The following is a 17,055-nucleotide window of genomic DNA, read 5'->3' as shown; positions in this document are numbered from 1 at the left end:
ACTATTTTTACAAGCTCCGAACTTGCGGCGAATGTTTCCCGAGAGATTTTTTACTCGAAGGGAGATATTCGCCTTTCCCTTCGCTAATGGAATCGAATTGCTTCAGCGGTGGTTCTGCTTCTTGAACCACCGCTGCATTCATTTCATCGCTTTTTACCCCTTCAATCGCAGCCACGCGCCAGGACATTCGTGATAGCGAGCCGCCTTTCTTGCGATTCCGTTATAAAAGCATTAAAATCGGCTGTTCGAGTTTTTTCGCTTTTCTGGCGGCAGCATCGCTTCGATTACGTCCCAATGCTCGGCGATCTTTCCGTTCTCCACGCGGAACAAATCGTAGAAAGCGTTAGGCTCTCCATTGATGTGACCCTCGCTTACCGTAAGCACAAAATTGCCCTGACCGATAACGCGGTGAACACGGGTGTATTGCATTTCAATACGCTGCTCCTCCATGGCCCGCACTGCGGCACCTAGACCGGAAAGGCCGTCCGCAATATGCGGATTATGCTGAATATAATGATCCTCGTCAAAGTAAGCGGCAAGCAGGCTCAGGTTTTTCGCGATCATGATATCCTCGACAAAACATTGGACAAAGGCTTTATTCGCATCCGTCTTGTCGATATCGGTAATCGTGACCGGTCCGTCAATCATCGTATGATGGCTTGGTGTTTTCTCCGCCATTTCTTGCAAGTTGTCCCAATGCTCGACGATGAATCCATTCTCAAAACGGAAAATATCAAAGCCGATTTTAGGGCCGTGAAAATCATATACGGAATGAAGAACCACATAATCTCCATCGACTAAAGTACGCTTAATGCTGACCTTAGTACCTGCTTCCTTCAGATGATCAAGTGCGCCAAGCATGGCCGCGCGACCGTCGGGCAAAGCCTGGTTGTGTTGAACATATTGCTCCGGATGGATGTAATTCATGATGGCTTCGGGTTGGCCGCTTTCCAAGCTTTCCAGCACGGCGATGGCTTTCAGGACAAGCTCGTGTTGATTGTTTAGCGTCATGGGAATCGCTCCTTTTGTATGAATAGTCATTAGATAAATAATGAACATATTGTTGTTTATTTATCTTTTTGTTCATTATAATGGGGGTGAATGCAGCGCTCAATATTTAATCGTTTTGGTTTTGAAGCATAACATACAATTCCAATCGCTTTGTCGCTTAACGACTCAAATTTTTTTTCAAGGAGAGAACAGATGAGCAAGAAAGTGGATCTGAGAATACTGCGAACCAAGCAATCGATTCGAACGGCTTTTTATGAGCTTATTCAACAAAAAGGATATGAAGCGATAACGATCCAGGATATTGCCGATCGGGCTATGATCAATCGAAACACGTTTTATCTTCACTACGAAAATAAACCCGACTTATTAAATCGATGTATGGATGAGTTGTTGAGCGAAGTGAAGCATGTAATCGTTCCGTGTCCGATCACCATGAAACCTTACAGTATCTCTAAACTCGAGACCGTCATGCAAGCCGTATTGGAGCACATTGCGCGCAACACTTCTTTTTACCGAGCCATGCTAGTGGAAGAGAATCGGATCTATGCGTTCCGGGAGAAGATGGAGAACATCATAAAAGAGAAGCTAAATGAGGGGGTGAATCCCGCTGCAGGACAATCCGCTTTAGCAATATCCAAGGAATTGCTGCTCGAATATCTTGTATCGTCTTTTATGGGAGTTCTCATTTGGTGGATTAAGAACGATCAGCCTCTTCCTGCTGGCGAAGTTTCATCACAGTTTAGCAGACTGGCGGCCTACGGGCATTTGAAAGTCGCCGGTATCGAATAATCGTAACTTTGTTTACATTTTAGGAGCAGAGGACACACTTTAGACGAGCTATAGAGATGCCCGGTCCGAATTTTGACACAAAGAGAGGAGTCGACAATGAGTAAGCAACCAAGTAGAAGCAGACATTTGATTGATCCGGAAGTGATCAGCGCCGTTGATTTATTCCCGACAACGGATCTTAGCGAATCTGTATTGATGGAATCACGCAAGAAGCAATCGCAAATGCTGCCGCAAATCGATATCACGCAGATGTTCCCCGTTACCTTTGAAGAAAAAACAGTGCCGAGTTATTTTGGCGGGCCGGACATTCGAATCGAGATCACCAAGCCCAAGCAGCCAAAGCATGATAAAATGCCCCTTTATTATTCGATTCACGGCGGGGGGATGGTTTTGGGGAGTCCGGTCGGTGATCGTCCGGGGAATGCGGCCCTTGCTGCGCAGCATGGTTTTTGCTGTGTGTCCGTATATTACCGTCTGGCGCCGGAGCATGTGCAGCCAAGTCAGCTTCAAGATTGTTATTCGGGTCTAAAATGGTGTGTTGAACATGCGGAGCAGCTCGGAATCGATCCTCGGAAAGTCGCCCTTGTGGGCTCAAGTGCCGGCGCCGGGTTGGCGGCTGGTCTGGCGCTGTACATTCGCGATCAGAAGGAATTTGAGATTCATCATCTGAGACTGCGCAGTCCCATGCTCGATGACCGTACGAGTATTACGGCCGATCATCCCTACGCGGGAGAATTTGTTTGGACCAAGCCAAGCAACTATTTTGGCTGGAAATCCGTATTGGGACATGAGCCGGGTCAGGAGGGGGTAAGCGAGTATTACGTGCCTGCGCGTGCACAATCACTGGCAGACTTGCCGCCTACTTATATAAGTATAGGCAGCATCGATCTGTTCATAGATGAAGCCCTATTATTTGCAAAACAACTGGCCTTTGACGGGGTCTCCGTTGAATTCCATGTCTACCCCGGATATCATCACTTGTCTCCCATGTTTCCGAATGCCCATTATTCACAAGAAGGCGCCAAATCAAGCGAATACGCCTTACTGAAAGCTTTAGAGCTACTTTGATTTTTAGTCGTGGCGGGTCAATAAGAAAGGGTGGGCACGGCTTCATCTGCTTGATGAAGGCCGGACCCCCCTTTTTTTGCGATTCCTGCGGGCTCTGATTCCATTTATCGATTCAGAATAGCTTTCAAAACCCGACAAATCGGTTGCAGGAAAAGGTAGACCGCGCCGACGAAGCAACAAGTAATAATTCGTGCTTCGGCAGTAACCATTTGTCGTACGGAACAGGCGATTGTAGGCTAACATAGGTCAAGAACGCACGATTGCAACATTGGAGGGGGTTGCTTGAATCATGAATGTATCCTAAACTGTATGCGCTTTCAAAGGTCCCTTGAATGCAAAAAAAGGCCGGCATGACCGTTGCGAAAATCCGTTTGGTCTGAACGGGCAAGGCGGGCCGGAATAATCTCAATTGGGAGAGGATGTTGAACATGACAAGAAAGGGTTACAGGCAGTTGCTTTTACTCACTATCATGCTGTTGTTGTCCGCAAGTTCCTTGGTACGCGAAGCGCATGCGGAATCATCCGGGGGGGTAACCAAATTGAACGTTGCCGATTTCGGGGCAGTCGGGGATGGCGTGCACGACGATACCGACGCGTTGAACGCAGCGTTCCGAGCCGTTGCCGGGTATGCAGGCATAGTGGAAGTGCACTTGAACGGCGGAACGTATTTGGTCGACCAAACAAAAGGGTTGATCATCGAGGAGAATACATCTGTTATTGGTACCAACGGTGCAACGATCCGGGCGAACCCGTCCTTGTTTGGCTGGACATTGGCGGATATTTACGGGAACAACACGACGATAACCGGTATCCGATTCGACGGGAACAATGCGGTCAATCGCGTGCTGGCCATTCAGCCCGGCTCCAGTCACACATCCATCCTTCATTCGATTGTGGAGAACGCTTCCCAGCCCAATGATCCGAATAGCCCGTCTTACAAGCAAACCGTCGTCGGTATCATGATCTATGGCAATACCGAATATATTACGATCGATCACTGCACAATTCGAAATATTAGTTCCCTGCACGGGAACGGATCGGCTATTTCAAGGGGCATATACGTAACGGTTACATACAACTCGAACGAAGCATTGGGTCGTTATGTGGCCATCACCAATAGTTACATTCATCACATTTCTCCGGCTGACGATGGGGATGGTATCTTTTACCAAGTTGAGGATTGGCTAACGACGAACAATTACGACGTGCACGGACTTATATACAACAACTTGTTTGACCATAACGCGAAGCGGGCTGTCAAATTACAAGCTAACGGCATAACGGTTGATAGCAATACGATCATAAACAGCTTCCACAACGATAACTATTACGCTGTCGTCGATAACGGAGCGCTAGCCTTCTCCGACATGTACTCGGGTATAAGCGTGTACGGAAACAACACGACGGTAACGAACAATACCATCGCCGGCATCGGCGCCTACTACGCTGGTATCGAATTGGCCGCTGGTGACGACGTTATTCATAATACGACGATCGCCAACAATTCCGTATCGAACGCTGTGTACAGCAACGTAGCAGGCACTTCGGGTATTCGGATCGGCAACGTTTCTAATTTCACAATTTCCTCGAATAAGATTAATCATTTTGTCAACAGCATTTGGACATGGCAAAATGCCGATTCCGGACTTATTTCAAATAATCAACTAACAGCAGCCCGTCCAAACGGCAGCGGTATCCTGTTGTCGACCTATGTAAGCGGGATGGTTCATCATGATATTTTGGTGACCGGCAACACCGGCACTGTAGCGAATAAGGCTATCGATGTTCAGCCGTCCAATTACAACATTATGCTGTCCAACAACTCGATTACCGTCAGTCCATAACGATGACGTATTGCGGAAAGCGTGGAAACGTTTCAAGGTAGGATGACATGACGTTCATTGCTCCTAGCCTCCCCTATGAGATATACTAGAATGAAAGTTCAAGTATGGATCATTTTATCATCTAAGGAGCTTCAATCATGTCAGACCTGCCTCTTGTAGATATCGCTTATCAGGAAATTCGTCAAAATCTGTTGAGTGGACAATACTTGCCGGGTCATCTTCTCTCGGAGAGCGACCTTGCCGGCAAGCTGAACATGAGTCGTACACCCGTACGGGCGGCGATCACCCAGTTGGAGAAGGACGGCTTCGTCGAAACGCTGAATAAACGGGGCATCCTGGTGAAAGAGGTCGATGCCCGGGAACTGTTCGATATGTTCGATTTGTTGAATGCCTTGTACGTCTACGCACTCGATCAGTTTGACGAGTATGCATATGAGCTGGATCTGGATTCGTTTAAGAAGTATTTGGACCGGTTGACAGAGGCGAGTGTTGAGAAAAGAGACCGCGATTACTATGAGAACGGGCTGTTGTTCATGCGGACGCTTCTCGCAATGCTGGATAACCGATGTATGGAGCAGACCTTCGATCGTTACAAAGATAAAATTTTGTTCTATGTTGTCGCTCATCGCTCACAGGAGGGCAAGCATCGCCCTTATACCGGAAAAAAGCTGTATGCGGACATTTACCGTTTTCTCTGCGAAAAAAATTACCGGGAAGCCAAGATGGCGATCCTCGAAGCCAAACGAAAATTACGGGAGGATTTGCTGCGGATCGGTCTTAAAACGAACTCTTCCCCTCACTCATGAATGAGCACGCCTAGCAAACCTCGCGACTTCCTGCCCGAAGCCGCGAGGTTTTTTTGTCATTCCTCCGCTGCACGCTCCGACAGACGAAGCGATCTCTTCATAAATTCCTTACATGCTGTTAACACTCATCTTACATACAAGATATATGATTCTTGTATACAAGATTAACGACCACACTTTTTAACTGGAGGCTATACTCATGAACCCTATTCAATTCGTACACCTCACGGATACTCATCTGAATGCTCCCGACAAAGAGAACCTCTTTGCGAAGCTTCAGTTGGCGGATAAAGTCCGCCGTGTTTTCAGCCATATTCACCAATCCGGCCTTCGGCCTTCGTTCGTGCTTATTACCGGCGACCTGGCCCATGAAGGAGACAGCGCCGATTACGCCTACATTCGCAAACTGGTTGACGAAGGCTCCGCTATGCTCGGCGCACCCGTCTATGTCATTCTGGGCAACCATGACCACCGGGCCCCTTTCCGTGAAGGGTATCTGGGCGAAACCTCGTCCGAAGAAGCCTACTACTATTCGCATACGATCGACGGTCTTCGTCTCATCGGACTGAACTCGCAAATTCCGGGCCACCACAACGGCATGATCGACGACCAACAGCTGTCTTGGCTGGCCGAACAACTCAGCACACCGGCTCCTCGCGGAACGATCGTCGCCATCCATCATCCGCTGTCGACGGTCATCGACATGCCTGGCTATGATAGCCTTCAAAATGTGGAATCAATCCGTGACGTGCTCGCAGGCTCGGACGTCATCGGAATTATGGCAGGGCATGTGCATTCCAACCATGTCGGTACGTTCCACGGCATACTCAGCGTGGCTGCATCCGGTACCGCCTTCGGCGGCGAATTGGCTGAAGCCGAGCACTTCCGCATGTTCGACGCTTGCAGCTATAACGTGGTGACTGTCGATTCAAATGGCGTCACCGTATCGACCATCGCTCTGCCGACTTCGAACGCGGAAATATTCCGGTTTCCACTGACGGCACTAGCCGAACAACGCTAATTACTTTCCTTTAGACAGGAGATTTCGATACCTTATGACGAAGCAAACAATCCCGCAGCCAGACTGCTTGCTTTCCCTGGAAGGCGCTATGAATTTCCGCGATATGGGAGGATACCGTACAGATGATGGGCGAACGGTCAGACATGGGCTGCTCTACCGTGCCGCCGAGCTGACGGGCTTGACGCCAGGCGACCATCAGGTGCTGGAGGGCCTCGGCATCCGGCACGTGCTTGATTACCGCAACCGGGCGGAAGCCGAACTGAAGCCAGACCCCGCGATCGGGCAGGCCGTGCTTTCCAGAATTCCTGCCAATCTGAAAGCCGAATCTTCCCCTCATGTTACGATGGAACAAATGTTCAAAGCCGGCATCCACAAGGCCTTTACAGCCGACATGCTGATGAAGACCTACGCGGAGCTGCCCGTCGGCAACGAAGCTTATAAGCTCCTGATGAAGCTGCTTGCCGAGCCGGAGCTCAACCTGCCCCTCGTTCATCATTGCGCGGGAGGCCGCGACCGGACGGGCGTCGGCAGCCTGCTGATTCTTCTTACGCTGGGTGTTCCCTATGAGACCGCAGTCGAGGATTTTCTGCTGTCCAATGTTACGCTCACCTCCTACCACGAGAGTTTGTTCGAGATGGCCATCCAATATGTGAGCAAGGAGGAGATCGAATCGTTCAAGGATGCGATGCTTCTGAAGCAGGCGCTGCTGGATACGGCGATGACTTCCATTCTTGAAAAGTACGGATCATTCGAACGTTATCTGGAGGCCGAATTCGGAATCGATGCAGCCGCCAGAGAACGCATTCAAGCCTACTGTCTCCGCTAGGCAAAGTCTTCTTCCAATCCCATTCCTTATCTGGAGGGCGTCACCATGAACATTACCAAGTCGGCATCCATCTTGGCGGCTGCGGCCATCGCGGCTGCCAGTCTTAGCGCATGCAGCTCAAGCAACGGTTCTTCCGGCCAAGCTGAGCTGGGCAAGCTGGACCCGAGCAAGCCGACGAAAGTCACCTTTTACTCGTATAGCCTTGCTTATCCTACGATGAAACCGGGCATGGAACAGTTGATCAAGGAATTCAATGAAACGGTGGGCAAGGAAAAGGGCGTTATGGTGGAAGGCATAGCGGATCCGAACTATCAACAATATAAGGCGGACATCTCCGCAGGGAAGCAGGTCGATATCGTTCAGCACACGTTCGGCACGCTGGACAGCTCCCGCTTGACGCTTGGATTCAAAGCCTATGAAGACGTATTCCCCAAAGATGTGCTGGACGAGCACTTCAAGGGAATCACTCCTAACGCCCTGGAACTGGGCAAAATCGACGGAAAAATGTATGGCTTGGCCTTTACGTTCAGCACGCCGATCGTCTTCATCAACGGCAAGCTATTCCAGGACGCAGGCCTGGACCCGAACAAGCCGCCGCAAACCTGGGAAGAGATCAAGGCCGTCGCGCTAAAAATCAAAGCCGCAACCGGCAAGGATGGCTTCGGACTGGCGCCGAATAACGGCTGGATTACGGAAGGACTCATTCTCAGCAATGGCGGGGAGGTTCTCGCCAAGGACCGCAAGTCTGCTAAATTCGGAGAAGAGGCCAGCGTTGCTGCTTTGCGGATGTGGAGAGACCTGTACCAAAGCGGCGCTCACGCCAAAGGCACCGACGCCGAGCTGACCGAGCAATTCATGGCCGGCAATCTCGGCATGATTATAACGTCGACGGCGCTGCACAGCGGATTCAAAAAAGCATCGGAGGCAGCCGGCTGGAAGCTGTACGGAGCCGGAATGCCGAGATTCGGGGATAAACCGGCCGTGCCCGTCAACTCCGGAAGCGTACTTGCTATCCGTCCGGACAATCCGACTAATAGTGCAGCGGTCTGGGAGTTTATCAAGTTCGTCACGGGAAATCGCGGGTATACGATCATTACGTCTTCCATTGGTTACTTGCCGCTTCGTGCGGGGCTTGCCGACGATCCAAACTACTTGAAGAGTTTCGTCGACCAGAATCCGCTGTACAAAATTAACTTGGCTCAGCTAGCGCAAATTAAACCCGTCGCCATCTGGCCCGGAGAATACGCCTCGGAAATTTTCACTGCCTTCTCCGATGCCGTCGCCAAAACGGTTATGACGAATGAGGACGCGGCGGCCACGCTTAAAAAAGCGCAAGCCGATATCAACGGTATGCTGAAATAAGCCGTTATCCCGAATCTCGGCATGGAAAGGAACGATCATGAACCAGGTCATCGAGAATTCGTATGCCCCCCCTTTGAAGGGGCAACCGTCTCTTACCGGGAAACGGAAAGGGCAGCTGTTGAAGACACTGCGGCGCCTGAAGCCGTTTTTATACTTGTCTCCCGCTTTGCTGCTGTTAGCCGTCTGGATGTATAAGCCGCTTCTGTCGACATTTTATTTGGCCTTTCACAAATGGAGCATGGTGCCCGGCACGGAGCCGGTCTTTGTCGGATGGACTAACTTCACGCGCCTGCTGGCTAACAAGAGCTTCTCCGATTCTATCGGCCATACGGTTTTTTATACGATCGGGCTGCTGCCCTTCTCCATCGTCATTCCCGTCCTGCTGGCAACCGTTACGCATCAGATGACGGGCGCCATGAAAAACGTGTATCGAGCTTTATTTTTCATCCCGATGATCCTGGCGCCCGTCTCCGTAAGCGCGATCTGGCGCTGGCTGTTTCATCCGTCGAACGGGCTGGTGAACCAAGTGCTCATCCAAGCCGGACTGCTTCGGGAACCGATAGCCTTCTTCTCCGATCCGGACTTCGCCAAGTGGATCATCCTCCTCATCACCGGCTGGAAGATGATCGGCTTTAGCACGCTCATGTTCTCCGCGGCGCTGACGAGCATCAATCGGGAGTATTACGAGGCGGCCTCCCAGGACGGCGCCGGGCGTTTCGCGCAGTTCCGGCATGTGACGGTTCCGCTGCTGTCTCCGATGATCCTGTTCATGCTGACGATGAGCATCTTGTTCTCGAGCCAGTGGACGTTTGCTTACATCGATATTTTGACGGGAGGCGGACCTTACGGTTCCTCGTCGAACATTTATTACGAGATGTACAAGTTCGGCTTCTCCAATCTCAATGTCGGGCTCAGCTCGGCAGCGTCCATGACGTTCTTCCTGGTATTCGGGCTGATCGCGTTGGCCTTGACAGGCTTGTCCCGCAAATACTCCTTTTACGACAACTGACGAGGAGACGATCCATGAAAACCACGCCTCCGGCTTTAAAACTGATCCAGCACGGACTGCTCGTTGTCATGAGCGCGGCAGCCATTTTCCCGCTGTACTGGATGATCATCTCATCCTTCAAAAACGAGGCCGACATTTTCACGTCCAGCCTGTTTCCCTTGCATCCGACATGGAGCAATTACAAGTATGCGTTCACGGAAATGCCGATCATCCGGATGCTGTTCAATTCCCTCGGCATGTCTACCCTTATGACCGCCTTGCAGTTAGTGACTAGTTTATTGGCGGCTTACGCGCTAGTCCGCTGGCGGTTCCGGGGGCAAACGTTTATATTCATGCTGCTCAGCCTGACGTGGCTGATCCCGTTTCAGTCGATCATGATCCCGAACTACATCTTGGTCAACCAGATGGGGCTGAACGAGCATTTGCTCGGTATCGTCATTCCCTTTGCCGTGTCCGCCTTCGGGATTTTGTCGCTGTACCAAGGCTTCCAGTCGTTCCCCCGCGTGCTGATCGAGGCGGCGAGCATTGACGGCCAGAGCGATTTCGGCATATTAACGAAGCTTATTTTGCCTAATATTCGCTCGACGATCGCGTCGCTCGGCATCATCATGTTCATCAACAGCTGGAACGAATATTTATGGCCGATGCTGATCACCAAAAAAATGGAGAACGCCCCTCTGCAGATCGGCCTCAAGCTGTTCGTCAACTCGGATACGAATATGTGGGGATCCTTAATGGCGGCGACGACCGTCTCCTGCTTGCCGATTCTCATTCTTTATCTGGGACTTCAGCGACAAATCGTCGATTCGTTCGTTCGCTTCGGGATTAAATAAGGCTAGGCCTTCAAACAGTTTCTGATCCGCTTTCCCGGCGGAGCAGAAGCTTTTTTGTCGTTCCATTTTTTAAAGGTGAAACCAACAACAAAGCTTCACATTATGGCCACAACAATAGCTCTGTCGAGTCAGAGTATCTTGCTAAGCCATTTTATATAATTTAGACAGAATAGGAGGAAGAGGTAAATGCAATCTTGGAAAGTCGGTATCTTGTTGTTTGACGACGTAGAAGTGCTAGATTTTGCCGGTCCGTTTGAAGTATTTGCCGTAACGGCGCTGAATCGCGGTCAAGCGGATGAATGGAAGCCGTTCGAGGTGACTACGATTTCAGAATCGGGTCATTTGGTCACAGCGAGAAACGGTTTAAAAGTGACGCCCGATTATAACTTCCATACCGCTCCTTCGTATGATTTGCTGGTCATTCCGGGGGGGATGGGAACAAGGCGCGAGATCGATAACGCGGTATTGCTTGATTGGATCCGAAAGCGCTTTGAAGAGGTTCAGTGGATGACTTCGGTTTGTACGGGAGCTTTGCTGCTGGCCAAGGCCGGATTGCTGGACGGCAAGCATGCGACAACGCACTGGGCAAGCCTGGAAAGGATGAGAACCGAATATCCCGAAGTAACCGTCGTCGATGGCGTCAAATTTGTCGATGAGGATCGGATCGTCACTTCCGCAGGCATTTCCGCGGGGATTCATATGGCTTTTCATATGGTAAACCGATTGCTCGGGACGACCGCTGCAGAAGAAACGGCGCGTATGATGGAGTTCGATATTTGTTTGGATGAGGACGGAGCGCGTTGACATCACTGTTCATTTTTCGAATGAGAGAAAGTAGGCATGCAATTGAAAACCAAGATAACGTATACGATATTGACTCTTATTTTCTTTCTGACTTTGATGGGCTGCAGTTCCGCTACGAACCAAAGCCGCCATCCGGACAATACACCGGGAAGTCCTGAAACTTCATCCTCCAGCCAGCAGCCGTATTTGACCTTTAAAGACCAAGCGGGACAAAACGTAATTTTAAATAAGAAACCCGAACGTGTGGTTATTCTGAATACAGAGGCACTCGAACTTTTCTACCAGCTTGGGGGCCAAGCGGTCGGAAGAGCCAAAGCACCGGGAACGCCAGTGCCGGAGGCGGCCAAGGGAGCAGAAGATGTCGGGCAAATTAATCAGGTGAGTTTGGAAAAAATCACTAGCCTGAAGCCGGATCTTGTAATCGGACAGCCCTTGTTTCATGCGAATCTGAAAGACGTTCTTGGTATGAATCAAATTCCACTCGCTTTAGTGAACGTCAGCAGCTATGAGGATATCCAAAAAACCGGAAAGCTGTTCGGCCAAATCATCGGAAAAGAAGCCGAGACGGAAGCGGTGCTGAAAGAAACGGAAAACCGTATCCAGACGATTATTAATAAAGTACCCAATCAATCGCCGAAATTTGCCGTTATTACAATCATGCCTATGGGAATATCCATCCAAAAGAGCGGCGGCCTCGCACTCGATATAGCCAATAAACTGAAGTTGAACAATGTGGCTGATGGCATGCAATCCGGTCAGCTGCCCAGTTCCGTTCCTTATAGCATCGAAAAATTAATTGAGGCGGACCCGGAGTATCTGTTCATGATTGTGCACGGAACGGAAGAGTATGGCCGTCAGAAGCTCAAAGACGATTTGGAAAGCAATCCGGCATGGGCTTCTTTGCGGGCTGTAAAGGAAAAAAGAATGGTATTTTTGCCATCCGATTTTGTCAATTCGCCAGGCTTGAAAGTCGATCAAACATTTGAATATGTTGCCAAGCTGGTGTATCCCGATGCATATGGAAAGTAAGTCGGCACCGGCGTTTCGAAAAACCGTATCCTGGCGAATTACCGTCTTCTTGATTTTAACTCTATTGGCTGTGGCAGGCGTCATATTCAGCCTTGTCAGCGGAGCAGTCCAAGTAAGCCTCACAGATATTATTCGTGTATTTACAGGCAGCGAGCAGGGAGCCGTACGGGCGATCATCTGGAACGTCCGGCTGCCGAGAACGCTGATTGCCGGTCTTGTCGGGATCAATCTGGCGCTTGCGGGCGCTTTGCTGCAGGGGGTCATGCGAAATTGGATGGCAGACCCGCACATTATCGGCGTATCTTCGGGAGCGGGATTTTTCGGCATCGCCACGCTGGTCATGTTTCCGGCTTATGCCTATTTGATGACGCCTGCGGCTTTTCTCGGGGCGCTTGGAGCGGCGATGTTCATTTATGCGCTTGCTTGGAAGAACGGAGCGAATCCCGGGCGGATCATTTTGGCCGGTGTGGCCGTTTCGGCTTTTTTCAGTTCGGGCATTTCGGGCCTGCTCACCTTTTATAGCGATCGGGTGAATGGAGCATTGTTATTTCTGGTGGGCGGACTTTCGGCGAAAAGCTGGCCTCATCTGGAGATCCTGCTTCCTTATTCCATAATCGGCACCGTGTTTGCCCTAATGGCGGCTCAGCGAATGAATATTTTGATGCTTGGCGATTCGGATGCCAAAGGGCTGGGTCTGCATGTCGAGCGAACGAGACTGCTCGTAACGGCTGTCGCGGCGCTCCTGTCTGCCAGCGCCGTCAGCGTCGTCGGCTTGCTTGGTTTCGTCGGCATGGTTGTTCCTCATGCCGCAAGGCTGCTGGTCGGCAACGACTATCGCATTCTGCTTCCGGCCACAGCCTTGCTCGGTATCGCTGTCCTTACCATATTCGACACGCTCGCTCGAATTCTTTTTGCTCCGGTCGAGCTGCCCGTAGGGATTATTATGGGTGCCGTCGGCGCTCCCTTTTTCCTGTATTTGTTAAGAAGGAGGGGGATGCAGGAGTGATTCGCGGGGAACGTCTGGTTGTCAAATATCGCGGAAATACGGTCATGGACCATGTCAATATCGAATTTGAGGCGGGCCTTGTTCACAGCATTCTTGGTCCGAACGGCTGCGGGAAAAGCACATTGTTAAAAGTGCTCTCCCGCCAGCTGCAGGGAGAAAGCGGCGTTGTCTATGTGGATGGAAAGGATGCAAAAGAGTGGGGAATGAAGCCGTTTGCACGGCAGCTGTCCATGCTGGCGCAATCGCAGGAACGCTCGACGGATATCAGCGTGTATGATCTGGTGTCATATGGGCGTTTTCCGCATAAAGGATTTATGCAGCGGCTTGACGATCACGATAGGCGGATCGTGGATTGGGCGCTTCATCTTACCGGGATGGAAACATTCGCACAAAGAAGCGTACTCGAGCTGTCGGGCGGGGAACGCCAGCGGGCCCGAATCGCAATGGCCGTAGCCCAGCAGCCGAAAGTATTGATGCTGGATGAGCCGACAACGTATCTGGACATCTGTCATCAACTCGAAATTATGGAGCTCGTCGTCCATTTGAACCGCGTGCAAAAGATGACGGTTATTATGGTACTGCACGATTTGAATCATGCCGCAGCGTACTCCGATCGCATTACGGTTATGAAACAAGGCGACGTCTATGCGCATGGTCAGCCGAACGAGGTGATCCGCGCCGAGATGCTGAGGGATGTATTTCGGGTAGACGCATGCGTAGAACAGGAGGAGGCGAGCGGTCATCCGCTTATCAAATCGATGAAGCTGCTGCCTTGAACGGATGTCGCCGGTCCGCTACAGCCAAGGGCCGGCAGTTAGGCTTCATTGTCCAAGCGCAGGAGTTGGCAAAACGTAAGGGCAAAGATAAAATAAACGTATCCGGCGCCGGCGATTCGTCCTGGCCGGCACTGGCAGTCCATATCAGGTAGATAACATTTGGAGGAGATCGGGCAATGGCTGAAATTCGATTGGTGGCGGCGGAGGACATGGCGGATGCGATCCGCGGGTCCGACGCCGTCTTCCGCGATGCGGAGCAAATTTCGATGGGGGCAGCTTTTCCCGCCGTTTTTTCGGCGGCTTTGTCGCAATCGTTCGGCGCTTATGAAGACGGCAAGCTCGTTTCATTCATGGGGCTCGTCCCCGCTGTACTGCGCATCGGGTCTGCCCGGGTGCCGATGTTTTCGATCGGCTCGGTGTTTACGCTGCCGGATTTTCGCGGCCATGGATACGCCGGCGACATGCTGCAAGCGGTCAAAGAGCATGTCCGCGACTCCGGCGGCGCGCTTGTTTACGTTTCCGGCAACCGTTCGCTATACACGCGCAATCAGTGCCACCCGTTCGGCGCGGTCGACCGGTATGCGATCGGACCGTCTCATGGGGAACAGCTGCTTCAAGCCGGCGCCGGCATCGTTGTTCGCGAGCTGTCGCCGACGGACTGGCTTCATGTGCATGCGCTTGCTGCGGCACGCCGTGTCGCCTACGAGCAAAGCGTCCGCGAACTGGCAGAGCTGATCGCAAGCGAGGCGTACGCCAGCTGCCTCAAGCTGCGCCATCGCACGCTCGTCGCGACGAAAGGTGGCCGCGTGGTCGCGTTCGCCGTTGTCGCGATGCCGGACGAACGCGGCAGCAAGCGAACGCCGTTCGCCGTCGAATGGGCGGGCGATACCAACGCTTTGGCCGCGTTGTTCGGCCATACCGTCGCTTCGTACGGTTTGCCGCAGCTCGACGTACCGGTTGCCTGGCACGAGCAGGAGCTGTCGGAGGCGCTATCGCCCGTTCCGTCCGCTGCGGGCCGCAATACCGGCACGGTCCACATCGCTGACGCGGAGCGGCTGTTCGCGTTGCTGGCGCCGTATTGGCATACGAGCGCCGCGGACGATTTGCCGCGCATCCGCACGCTGGAGGATCACCGCTATGCGCTAACGGCCGAGGACGGCCGGACGTTCGAGCTTGATTCCGAATCGCTTGTTTCGCTGCTGTTCGATCCCATACCGTCGCTGCCTGCTGCGCTGGAAGCGCGCGGCGCGATGCGCAGCCAGCTCCCCGTGCCACTGCCGTATGCCGGCGGGCTGAACTACGTGTAGATCAAGGAGGCCCGGTTCGCCCGGGCGAGGGAGGCGAAGCCGGCTGCGTCACGGCCGGCGCGCCTTTCATGACTTTGGCTAGAAAAGGGGCGGGAACCGCAAAATGAACGCCGCTCCGCCGCCCGGCTCGTTATGGGCCGAAATACGGCCACGGCAGCGCTCGACGATGGCGCGGGAAATGGCGAGGCCGAGACCTGTCTCTCCGTTCTTTCCTTTCGCAAACCGTTGGAAAAGCTGGGACAATAGCGGTTCGGGAATCCCTTCGCCGTCATCGGAGATTCCGATATCGATTCCTTTCGCGTCTGCAGAGGTTTGGATGCGAATCGTTTCCTTGGCATATCGAGCCGCGTTGCCCAAAATGTTGATGAGCGCTTGCAGCAGTTTCTCGCGGTCCGCATAGATCAACAGCTCTTCGCCGTTGTCGGGTCCGGTTATCTCCACCTGCAAGCCGTTCTTGACGAGCAATGGGTTGATGCGCTCCAACGTCTCCGCAATTAATTCCCGTACCGGGACGCTGTCCATATGGAATATGCCTTCTTCGCTTTCCAGCTTGGAGAGAAGAACCATTTCCGTCACGATTTTTTTCAAACGTTCGCATTCCTTGACGATGGCATTTAGACCTTTATTGGCGTGATCCCCCGTAAAAATACCGTCCTTGATGCCCTCGGCGTATCCCTGGATGGACATCAGCGGCGTCTTCAACTCGTGCGAGGCGTTTTGGAAAAACTGCTTTTGCGTGTGCTGGTATTTCTCCAATTCGCCGGCGAGATCGTAAACGGCCTTCGCGACGACTCCGATTTCGCCTCCCGTTTCAATCAGCCGAACATCGGAGAAACGGCGCATCTCCACCTTGTTCAATTCCTTCCTTAGCTCCCCTAGCGGTTTGACGAGTCTTCTCGTGATGAGCATGCTCAGCAGGAAAGCGACAATCCCGCCAATGGACAGGATGAGCAGCAACCGTTTAAACAAGGCGAGCTGCATCTCCTTAATTTTGCTTAGCGGGGTTGCCATCACGGCCTTGACGGCCTGCATGCTCGATTCGATGCCTTGGGTTGTCGTTAACGTTTCGACGATATACTGATCGTCTTGGCCTTGCCAAAATCCTTTTGAGCCGGGGATGTCCAAATTCGATAATTCCATCAGCTGTGACGTCGCTTCGCCAGACAGGGTACTGTAGACCACTTTATCCCCGGGCGCAACCAGTACCGCATTCGTAATTGCAGTTGAACTCAATGCCGGCACCTGTCTTTGCGAGTCTGTTGGCTGCGCCAGTCTCAGCAAGTTCGGCGCTTGCACGGTTGCTTGCACCGGCATCAGCGTATCCGTATTTTGCAACGGTCTTTGCGCTGCCGTTCCTTGCACTTGTTGCTGCGTATCCGTTTCTTCCAATAACGGCATGACCGGAGATAAATTCATCAGCATACTGGCCTGATTCCGCAGTTCTGCCCGCTGGTTGTCCACCAAATTTTGCAGCAGCAGCGGATAAATCAGAACTGCGGTAATCGCCATAATACATAGCAGCAGCAGCGCAAATGAAAGATGAAGCCGATAAATCATTCTCATT

Annotated in this window: 17 protein-coding genes; 14 read left to right on the top strand and 3 right to left on the bottom strand. The window is 52.0% G+C overall.

All coding sequences use genetic code 11. From position 1 onward, the window contains the following. Positions 1–7 precede the first annotated feature (7 nt). Positions 8–187 carry a hypothetical protein gene (locus tag ABD796_RS02915; RefSeq protein WP_344902559.1) on the bottom strand — a complete coding sequence of 60 codons (180 nt, stop codon included), beginning with the start codon at positions 185–187 and terminating at the stop codon, positions 8–10. A gap of 44 nt (positions 188–231) precedes the next feature. Next, on the bottom strand, positions 232–1,059 hold the full coding sequence (locus tag ABD796_RS02910) for a nuclear transport factor 2 family protein (RefSeq protein ID WP_344902556.1): 828 nt from the start codon (positions 1,057–1,059) through the stop codon (positions 232–234). Positions 1,060–1,203: 144 nt separating this feature from the next. On the opposite strand from ABD796_RS02910, the gene ABD796_RS02905 reads away from it, so the two are divergent. The 14 genes from ABD796_RS02905 to ABD796_RS02840 all read left to right on the top strand — a co-directional run bounded on the left by ABD796_RS02905 (position 1,204) and on the right by ABD796_RS02840 (position 15,491). Then, positions 1,204–1,800: a TetR/AcrR family transcriptional regulator gene (locus ABD796_RS02905; RefSeq protein ID WP_344902553.1), complete on the top strand. Its 597-nt coding sequence runs from the start codon at positions 1,204–1,206 to the stop codon at positions 1,798–1,800. A gap of 96 nt (positions 1,801–1,896) precedes the next feature. Then, the gene (locus tag ABD796_RS02900) at positions 1,897–2,868 is read left to right on the top strand and encodes an alpha/beta hydrolase (RefSeq protein ID WP_344902550.1); all 972 of its coding nucleotides are present in this window, start codon (positions 1,897–1,899) and stop codon (positions 2,866–2,868) included. Between the two features lie 539 nt (positions 2,869–3,407). Further along, positions 3,408–4,712, top strand: coding sequence for a glycosyl hydrolase family 28-related protein (locus tag ABD796_RS02895; protein WP_344902547.1), 1,305 nt, complete (start codon positions 3,408–3,410; stop codon positions 4,710–4,712). A 137-nt stretch (positions 4,713–4,849) separates the two neighbouring features. Further along, complete coding sequence (locus ABD796_RS02890; RefSeq protein WP_344902544.1) at positions 4,850–5,518, top strand: GntR family transcriptional regulator; 669 nt, start codon at positions 4,850–4,852, stop codon at positions 5,516–5,518. A 199-nt stretch (positions 5,519–5,717) separates the two neighbouring features. Next, positions 5,718–6,539, top strand: coding sequence for a metallophosphoesterase family protein (locus tag ABD796_RS02885; protein ID WP_344902541.1), 822 nt, complete (start codon positions 5,718–5,720; stop codon positions 6,537–6,539). A gap of 34 nt (positions 6,540–6,573) precedes the next feature. Beyond that, positions 6,574–7,365 (top strand): tyrosine-protein phosphatase, encoded by a 792-nt coding sequence (locus ABD796_RS02880; protein ID WP_344902538.1) that lies wholly within the window; start codon positions 6,574–6,576, stop codon positions 7,363–7,365. 45 nt (positions 7,366–7,410) lie between these two features. Continuing rightward, positions 7,411–8,727 (top strand): ABC transporter substrate-binding protein, encoded by a 1,317-nt coding sequence (locus ABD796_RS02875; protein WP_344902535.1) that lies wholly within the window; start codon positions 7,411–7,413, stop codon positions 8,725–8,727. Between the two features lie 37 nt (positions 8,728–8,764). Beyond that, positions 8,765–9,736, top strand: coding sequence for a carbohydrate ABC transporter permease (locus ABD796_RS02870; protein ID WP_344902532.1), 972 nt, complete (start codon positions 8,765–8,767; stop codon positions 9,734–9,736). 14 nt (positions 9,737–9,750) lie between these two features. After that, positions 9,751–10,569: a carbohydrate ABC transporter permease gene (locus ABD796_RS02865; RefSeq protein WP_344902529.1), complete on the top strand. Its 819-nt coding sequence runs from the start codon at positions 9,751–9,753 to the stop codon at positions 10,567–10,569. 186 nt (positions 10,570–10,755) lie between these two features. Further along, complete coding sequence (locus ABD796_RS02860; protein ID WP_344902526.1) at positions 10,756–11,373, top strand: DJ-1/PfpI family protein; 618 nt, start codon at positions 10,756–10,758, stop codon at positions 11,371–11,373. Positions 11,374–11,409: 36 nt separating this feature from the next. Next, entirely contained in the window at positions 11,410–12,402 is a 993-nt protein-coding gene (locus tag ABD796_RS02855; RefSeq protein WP_344902523.1) for an ABC transporter substrate-binding protein, read from the top strand. Continuing rightward, positions 12,386–13,408 carry a FecCD family ABC transporter permease gene (locus ABD796_RS02850; RefSeq protein ID WP_344902520.1) on the top strand — a complete coding sequence of 341 codons (1,023 nt, stop codon included), beginning with the start codon at positions 12,386–12,388 and terminating at the stop codon, positions 13,406–13,408. The genes ABD796_RS02855 and ABD796_RS02850 overlap by 17 nt, the downstream gene beginning before the upstream one ends. Then, positions 13,405–14,184 carry an ABC transporter ATP-binding protein gene (locus ABD796_RS02845; RefSeq protein ID WP_344902517.1) on the top strand — a complete coding sequence of 260 codons (780 nt, stop codon included), beginning with the start codon at positions 13,405–13,407 and terminating at the stop codon, positions 14,182–14,184. Before ABD796_RS02850 ends, ABD796_RS02845 begins: the two co-directional genes overlap by 4 nt. Before the next feature lie 176 nt (positions 14,185–14,360). After that, positions 14,361–15,491, top strand: a complete 1,131-nt coding sequence (locus tag ABD796_RS02840) for a GNAT family N-acetyltransferase (protein WP_344902514.1) — start codon at positions 14,361–14,363, stop codon at positions 15,489–15,491. 78 nt (positions 15,492–15,569) lie between these two features. On the opposite strand, the gene ABD796_RS02835 is transcribed toward ABD796_RS02840, so the two are convergent. Continuing rightward, positions 15,570–17,054 carry a sensor histidine kinase gene (locus ABD796_RS02835; protein ID WP_344902512.1) on the bottom strand — a complete coding sequence of 495 codons (1,485 nt, stop codon included), beginning with the start codon at positions 17,052–17,054 and terminating at the stop codon, positions 15,570–15,572. Between the last annotated feature and the right edge of the window lies 1 nt (position 17,055).

This window comes from Paenibacillus hodogayensis, from assembly GCF_039536325.1.
Classification (GTDB): Bacteria; Bacillota; Bacilli; order Paenibacillales; family NBRC-103111; genus Paenibacillus_AB; species Paenibacillus_AB hodogayensis.
The sequence above is the reverse complement of the archived record's forward strand: the minus strand, read 5'-3'. Positions and strand labels throughout refer to the sequence as shown.

Coding starts and splice junctions, on each gene's coding strand:
- ABD796_RS02915 (WP_344902559.1), bottom strand. CDS start 187: ATGTCCTGGCGCGTGGCTGCGATTGAAGGGGTAAAAAGCGATGAAATG.
- ABD796_RS02910 (WP_344902556.1), bottom strand. CDS start 1,059: ATGTTCATTATTTATCTAATGACTATTCATACAAAAGGAGCGATTCCC.
- ABD796_RS02905 (WP_344902553.1), top strand. CDS start 1,204: ATGAGCAAGAAAGTGGATCTGAGAATACTGCGAACCAAGCAATCGATT.
- ABD796_RS02900 (WP_344902550.1), top strand. CDS start 1,897: ATGAGTAAGCAACCAAGTAGAAGCAGACATTTGATTGATCCGGAAGTG.
- ABD796_RS02890 (WP_344902544.1), top strand. CDS start 4,850: ATGTCAGACCTGCCTCTTGTAGATATCGCTTATCAGGAAATTCGTCAA.
- ABD796_RS02885 (WP_344902541.1), top strand. CDS start 5,718: ATGAACCCTATTCAATTCGTACACCTCACGGATACTCATCTGAATGCT.
- ABD796_RS02880 (WP_344902538.1), top strand. CDS start 6,574: ATGACGAAGCAAACAATCCCGCAGCCAGACTGCTTGCTTTCCCTGGAA.
- ABD796_RS02875 (WP_344902535.1), top strand. CDS start 7,411: ATGAACATTACCAAGTCGGCATCCATCTTGGCGGCTGCGGCCATCGCG.
- ABD796_RS02870 (WP_344902532.1), top strand. CDS start 8,765: ATGAACCAGGTCATCGAGAATTCGTATGCCCCCCCTTTGAAGGGGCAA.
- ABD796_RS02865 (WP_344902529.1), top strand. CDS start 9,751: ATGAAAACCACGCCTCCGGCTTTAAAACTGATCCAGCACGGACTGCTC.
- ABD796_RS02860 (WP_344902526.1), top strand. CDS start 10,756: ATGCAATCTTGGAAAGTCGGTATCTTGTTGTTTGACGACGTAGAAGTG.
- ABD796_RS02855 (WP_344902523.1), top strand. CDS start 11,410: ATGCAATTGAAAACCAAGATAACGTATACGATATTGACTCTTATTTTC.
- ABD796_RS02850 (WP_344902520.1), top strand. CDS start 12,386: ATGCATATGGAAAGTAAGTCGGCACCGGCGTTTCGAAAAACCGTATCC.
- ABD796_RS02840 (WP_344902514.1), top strand. CDS start 14,361: ATGGCTGAAATTCGATTGGTGGCGGCGGAGGACATGGCGGATGCGATC.
- ABD796_RS02835 (WP_344902512.1), bottom strand. CDS start 17,054: ATGAGAATGATTTATCGGCTTCATCTTTCATTTGCGCTGCTGCTGCTA.